6 protein-coding genes are annotated in these 6,417 nt (G+C 73.7%); all 6 read left to right on the forward strand.

Annotation, left to right across the window (positions count from 1 at the left end):
• The first annotated feature begins 548 nt into the window (after nucleotides 1–548).
• Nucleotides 549–944 carry a DUF3817 domain-containing protein gene (locus tag NBW84_RS04985; protein ID WP_250282127.1) on the forward strand — a complete coding sequence of 132 codons (396 nt, stop codon included), beginning with the start codon at nucleotides 549–551 and terminating at the stop codon, nucleotides 942–944.
• A 346-nt stretch (nucleotides 945–1,290) separates the two neighbouring features.
• The gene (locus NBW84_RS04990) at nucleotides 1,291–1,548 is read left to right on the forward strand and encodes a hypothetical protein (RefSeq protein WP_250282129.1); all 258 of its coding nucleotides are present in this window, start codon (nucleotides 1,291–1,293) and stop codon (nucleotides 1,546–1,548) included.
• 175 nt (nucleotides 1,549–1,723) lie between these two features.
• Entirely contained in the window at nucleotides 1,724–2,350 is a 627-nt protein-coding gene (locus tag NBW84_RS04995; RefSeq protein ID WP_250282142.1) for a DUF3000 domain-containing protein, read from the forward strand.
• 214 nt (nucleotides 2,351–2,564) lie between these two features.
• Nucleotides 2,565–4,013 carry an HRDC domain-containing protein gene (locus NBW84_RS05000; RefSeq protein ID WP_250282131.1) on the forward strand — a complete coding sequence of 483 codons (1,449 nt, stop codon included), beginning with the start codon at nucleotides 2,565–2,567 and terminating at the stop codon, nucleotides 4,011–4,013.
• A gap of 313 nt (nucleotides 4,014–4,326) precedes the next feature.
• Nucleotides 4,327–5,622 carry a thiolase family protein gene (locus NBW84_RS05005; RefSeq protein ID WP_250282133.1) on the forward strand — a complete coding sequence of 432 codons (1,296 nt, stop codon included), beginning with the start codon at nucleotides 4,327–4,329 and terminating at the stop codon, nucleotides 5,620–5,622.
• On the forward strand, nucleotides 5,619–6,417 hold a 799-nt coding region (locus NBW84_RS05010), incomplete at its 3' end, for an enoyl-CoA hydratase/isomerase family protein (RefSeq protein ID WP_250282135.1). The genes NBW84_RS05005 and NBW84_RS05010, both read left to right, overlap by 4 nt.

The raw sequence follows: 6,417 nt of genomic DNA on the forward strand, positions 1-6,417 counted from the left end.
ACGGACACGGCGACGCTGGCACGGGAATGCGGGCGAGGCGGGATGCCCGGTTTTTTTGACGGACGCCCCGGGTCCGCGGGCGCGGGGACACCGGTTCTGGGGACGCACAGATCTTGCCTGCCACCGGCCCGGGCCCGGGGGCGCGGGGGGCACCGGGCGGCGCGATGTGCCACCGCGCACGGGCGTCGCCGGAGGGTCGACAGGCCGCCCCGGGAACGGTTTATCTTCGACAATACGTAGAACAGGCTGGCCACCAGATCCGCGGGCCCTCCCCCGACGGCCGGCCGCCGGCGCGGCCATGCCGCCGCCATGACGGACATGCCCACCGACCCGCCAACCGCCAACCCGACACACCTGCCAACCCGACACACCTGCCGACCCGGTATGCCCGCCGACCCGATATGCCCGCACATCCGGCATGCCCGCCGGCCCGGCCATGTGCGATGACCCGACCATGCGCCATGACTGGCCATGCGTCATGAGTGACCATGCGTCATGAGTGACCATGCGCAACGACCGACCATGCATAACGACTACGGAGGCCGAACATGCCAGCCGACGGTGCCCACCGACGGTCCGACAGCGGCGACCAGCTGCTCGCCGCCGCCCGGCTGATCTCGATTGCCGAGGCGACGTCCTTCCTGCTCCTGCTGGCGGCGACCGTGATCAAACATACGGCCGACCACCCCGGTGGGGTCCGGGTGCTCGGGCCGATCCACGGCGTGCTCTTTCTCGCCTACTGCGCGCTCATCGTCGCCGTCGCCACGACGCGGCACTGGGCGACGCGGCGGACGCTGCTGGCGCTCGGGGCGTCCGTCCTGCCGGTTGCCCCCTACTTCGTCGAACGCCGGTGGCTGCGGGCACCGGCGGCCGGCCGCACTGCCGATGCCGCCCACGCCGGGCCGGGCGCCCCCGCTGCGTCGGCATCCGAACCCGTGTCCTGAGGCCAGCTCCGGCGAACCGTCACACCCATCTCTCGAGCCACCTCCGGCAGGTGAGCGCGGGCCGGCCCACGGTGCCGGCCGGTGGGGCCGGCCGGTGGGCCGGCCCGCGGCACGGCCACCGCGGCACCACGAAACGGCATGAACATCCCAATGGCCGCGCAACACAACCGTTACCGCGATGACTTATGTACCGGGCATCGTGCACGTGCACGACACGCCGGCACCGAATACGCGGAGATGGGGCCTGTCCGTGCCACCGTCAGGGAAGTCGGGATGGGATGAGAGGGCCTGTGATGTCCACGCACACCCTCTGTGTCGTGAGCATGCCCTGGGGAGTGGTGTCCGGATGGAACAGGTCCTTGTGGGCGGTGACGAGCTGATCTTTCTGATCTGCCCGCGGTGCGGCGACGAGCGCGGTTTCGAACAGCCCCCGTGCGCCGACGGGCACGGCGTGGACTGTCCCGACCGTGCCTGCGTCGACTGCGGAACAGCCCTGTTCGTCGGCCCGGGGCAGCCGGGGACGCCGGCCGCCCGGGCACGCACGCCGGAGCCGGAGCCGTCCGGTGGAGCAGCGCGCCACCACCAGCTGTGCCATGTCGCCTGACCACATGTCGCCTGACCGGTGGTCGTGCCATGCCACCTGACCGGTTGGCCGCTTCCTGCCGGTTGGCTCCCTGTCGGCTGCTCCGCGCACCGCTCGCCCGTACTGCCGCCCACACCATCTCGCACATCCATGCTCCGTCGCGCGCGCACGGTCAGGACGTCCTACCGTGACGTCCATGGGCGCGCCGCTGTCTCCGGACGGCGGCCCAGCTGTCTTCCTCGCGGCCACGGCTGCGCTGCGGGACGCGCTGGGCCGGGTCCGCCCGGAGGTCGCGGTACACGAGATCCAGGCGCCGGCGAGACTCGCGCCGTACGCGTTCGCGGCCGCCGGCGGGCTCTCGCAGGACGGCGACGAAGCCGCCTCGGGCCGGCTGATCCTCCTGTTCGACCCGGCTGGGCACAGCGCCTGGGAGGGCACGGCACGGTTCGTCTGCTATGCCCGCGCGGCGGTCGACCCCGAGATCGCCGCCGACCCGCTGCTGCCCGAGGTCGTCTGGTCGTGGCTGCGGGACGCGATGGAGGCCAACCAGGCCGGCTACCGGGCGATAGGCGGCACGGTGACCATCACGAGCTCGAAACGGTTCGGTGTGCTGGCGGCGGACGGCGACAACTCGGACGTGGAACTGCGCTGCTCCTGGTCGCCGGAGTGGCCCGGGACGACCAACGGCTGCGATCACCGTCTGTGGCGGCCCGCCGAGGCGGCGGCCCAGCTCCACTCCTTCGTCGACCTGCTGGCGGCCATGGTGGGCCTGCCCCCACGGATACGCGGAGTGATACCTCTGCCGTCCCGCCACCCGTCCTGACCCCGTCCCGGTGCCGGCCTGACGCCGGCCCGGTGCCGGCCCCGCCCATACCGCGGTCCCACAAGCATTCCGACGCTTTGAGCGACCGATCGGCTCTCCAGGGTGAAAGAAGGCCCCTGATCCGGGGCAAACCGCCGTCCCTGGTCGATCTGGCTGGTTTCCCTGCACCCGTCCAGCACGCTTGGACGCTGTTCGCGACGTACCATCGCCGATCGTGACGTCGACGGTTCCGGACTCATCCCACCAACTCGGCCAAGGGCCGGACGGCAGCGCGGGGCAGGCCCGCCCGCTGCTGGAACCCGCCGAGGGCATACCTGCCGTGATCGTCGACCGGACGGCGCTGCTCGCGGCGGCGGCGCGGCTGGCCGCCGGCACGGGCCCGGTCGCCTTCGACGCCGAACGGGCCTCAGGCTACCGCTACAGCCAGCGGGCCTACCTCGTCCAGGTACGCCGCCGCGGCTCGGGCACCCATCTTGTCGACCCGGTCGCACTCGCCGACCTCACCTGCCTGCAGGACGCCGTCGGCGACGCCGAATGGGTCCTGCACGCGGCCAGCCAGGACCTGCCCTGCCTGGCCGAGGTCGGCCTGCGCCCAGGCCTGCTCTTCGACACCGAGCTGGCCGGCCGGCTGCTGGGCTACGAGCGGGTCGGGCTCGGGATCATGGTCGAGAAGGTGCTGGGCTTCACCCTGGAGAAGGGGCATTCCGCGGCCGACTGGTCCACCCGGCCGTTACCCGAACCGTGGCTGCGCTACGCCGCGCTCGACGTCGAACTGCTCGTCGAACTGCGCGACGCGCTGGAGGCCGAGCTGGAGGCGCAGGGCAAGCTGGCCTTCGCCCGGGAGGAGTTCGCCGCGATCGCGGCCGCTCCCCCGCGGGAGCCGCGGCCGGACCTGTGGCGGCGCACCAGCGGGATCCACCGGGTCCGCAACCGGCGCCAGCTCGCCGCGGTCCGCTCGATGTGGACGACCCGGGACCGCATCGCCCGCGAACGCGACATCGCGCCCGGCCGGGTGCTCCCGGACAGCGCGATCATCGAAGCGGTGCTGACCGCTCCCGTGGACGTCGAGGCCCTGACCCGGCTGCCGGTCTTCTCCGGCCCGCGGCTGCGCCGCACCGCGCGGACCTGGTTCGCCGCCCTGCGGGAGGCCGCCGGGCTGCCCGAGGACGCCCTGCCCGCGCCCGCCTCGGCCAACGCGGACGCCCTGCCGCCGCCGAACCGGTGGGCCGACCGCGACCCGGCGGCCGCCGCCCGCCTGACCCGGGTACGCGCCCGTCTCACCGCGATCGCCGCCGAGCGGACCATGCCGGTGGAGAACCTGCTGGAACCGGCTCTCGCCCGCCGGCTCGCCTGGTCACCACCGCGCCCGGCGGCCAGCGACCACCAGGTCAGCGACCCGCGGGTGACCAGCGAACTGGTGGCCGGGGTGCTGCGGGCCGGCGGCGCCCGGCCCTGGCAGGTGGCGCTCACCGCCGGGCCGGTCGCGGACGCCCTGGCCGAGCCGGCAACGGAACCGGTGGCGGTAGCCGAGCCGGTGGCGGTAGCCGAGCCGGTGGCGGTAGCCGAGCCGGTGGCGGTAGCCGAGCCGGTGGCGGAGCCAGCGGCCAGGCCGGCGGCGGAGCCGGCCACCGAACCGACGAACGGCCCGGACGGGAGCGTATAGCCGTCCGGGCCGCCGCCGTCCGGGCCGGGCTGTCGCTGTCGCTGGCCGGGCCGGAGCCAGCGCCGGAGCCAGCGCCGGGCCCCGGCCGGCATCGGGGCGGGGCCGGCGCCCGGCCGGCGTCGGTGTCGAACCGGGATCGAGGCCGAATGGGGTTACCCATGGGTAACCTTCTGCCGTAGGCTGACCGTGTCGGCGGTCACGCCGGCACCGGTACCGTCCTCCCGGTAGATCGCCGTCCGTCACATGCGCTCCGCGGGCGTGACCGGACCGGTTTCGATAGCGACCTGCCGGGTCTCCCCGGTCAGGAGGCACAGTGTTCCAATCCGCCAGGGACTCCGTCCGCGACGTCGTGTTCGTCGACGGCGTCCGAACCCCCTTCGGCAAGGCCAAGGGGGTCTACTCCGAGACACGAGCGGACGATCTGATCGTCAAGGTCATCCGTGAGCTGCTGCGGCGCAACCCGGCGCTGCCGGCGGAACGGATCGACGACGTGGCGATCGCCGCGACCACCCAGACCGGCGACCAGGGGCTGACCATCGGCCGGGTGGCGGGCATCCTGGCCGGGCTGCCGCAGTCCGTGCCCGGCTACGCCATCGACCGGATGTGCGCCGGCGCGGTCACCGCCGTCACCACCACCGCGTCCGCGATCGCCGTCGGCGCCTACGACGTCGCGATCGCAGGCGGCGTCGAGCACATGGGCCGCCACCCCATGGGCGAGGGCGCCGACCCCAACCCGCGCTTCGTCTCCGAGAAGCTCATCGACACCTCCGCGCTGGTCATGGGCCAGACCGCGGAGAACGTGCACGACCGCTACCCGACGATCACCAAGGAGCGGACGGACGCCTACGCGCTGGCCTCCCAGCGGAAGGTCGCCAAGGCGTACGCCGACGGGCTGATCCAGCCCGACCTCGTCCCGGTCGCCGCCCGCCACACCGACAGCGGCTGGGAGCTCGTCACCGCCGACGAGCCGCCGCGCCCCGACACCACCCTGGCGGGCCTGGCCGGCCTGAAGACGCCGTTCCGGCCGCACGGCCGGGTGACCGCGGGCAACGCCGCCGGCATCAACGACGGCGCCACCGGCTGCATCCTCGCCGCCGGGGATGTCGCCGAGGAACTCGGGCTGACTGCGAAGATGCGGCTGGCCGGGTTCGGTTTCGCCGGTGTCGAGCCGCATGTGATGGGCCTCGGCCCGATCCCCTCCACCGAGAAGGCGCTGGCCCGCACCGGCCTGTCCATCGACGATATCGGGCTGTTCGAGCTCAACGAGGCGTTCGCCGTCCAGGTGCTCGCCTTCCTCGACCACTTCGGGATCGCCGACGACGACCCGCGGGTGAACCCCTTCGGCGGGGCGATCGCGCTGGGGCACCCGCTGGCCTCCAGCGGCGTCCGGCTGATGACCCAGCTCGCGCGCCAGTTCGCCGACCGTCCCGACGTCCGCTACGGGCTGACCGCCATGTGCGTGGGCTTCGGCATGGGCGCGACCACCATCTGGGAGAACCCGCACTTCACCGGCGACGCCGGCGCTGCCAACGGCAGGAGTGCCGCCAGCGGCAGGAGCGCTGCCAGCGCTGCCGCGCAGGCGTCCGGACGGACAGGAGGAGCCCGATGAGCGGGACACCGGCCACCGCCCTCGACTTCCCCGGCGAGGTGGTGACCCAGGCCCACGTCCGCTATGTGGCCCTGCCGGGTGTGGCCGGGCCGCTCGCGCTGGTCACTCTGGACAACGGCCTGGACCACACCCGCCCGTCGACCTTCGGGCCGGCCGGCCTGCGCAGCCTGCTCGCCGCCGCCGACGAGATCGAGGCGCACACCCCGGCCGTGTCGGCGGTTGCTGTCACCGGCAAGCCGTTCATCTTCAGCGTCGGCGCCGACCTGGCCTTCCGGTCGTCGCTGCGCGACCCGGAAGCGGCCCGGGCCGGCATCCACGCGATCGGCGAACTCGGCCACGCGGCGTTGCGACGGATCGGTGAGGGACATTTCGGCGGCCGCAAGGTCCCCACGTTCGCGCTGGTCAACGGCGCGGCCATGGGCGGCGGCCTGGAAGTGGCGCTGCACTGCGACTACCGTGCGCTGTCATCGGACGTCACCGCGCTGGCGCTGCCGGAGGTCTTCCTCGGCCTGCTGCCCGGCTGGGGCGGGACCCAGCTGCTGCCCAACCTCGTCGGCGCGGACCGCGCGGTCACCATCGCCATCGAGAACCCGCTGAACCAGAACAGGATGCTGCGCGCCGCGCAGGCGTTCGCCCTCGGCCTCGCCGACGTCCTGCTCGAGCCGGCGGACTTCCTCGAGGAGGCGCTGCGCTGGGCCGCCCGGGTCATCCGCGGCGAGATCGACCCGGCCGCGGCGCGGGCGCCGGTGCGGCGCGGCGCGGTCTGGGCGGACGCGGTCGCCCGCGGCCGGGCGC

The organism is Protofrankia sp. CiP1_Cm_nod2 (assembly GCF_920664355.1).
GTDB lineage: Bacteria > Actinomycetota > Actinomycetes > Frankiales > Frankiaceae > Protofrankia.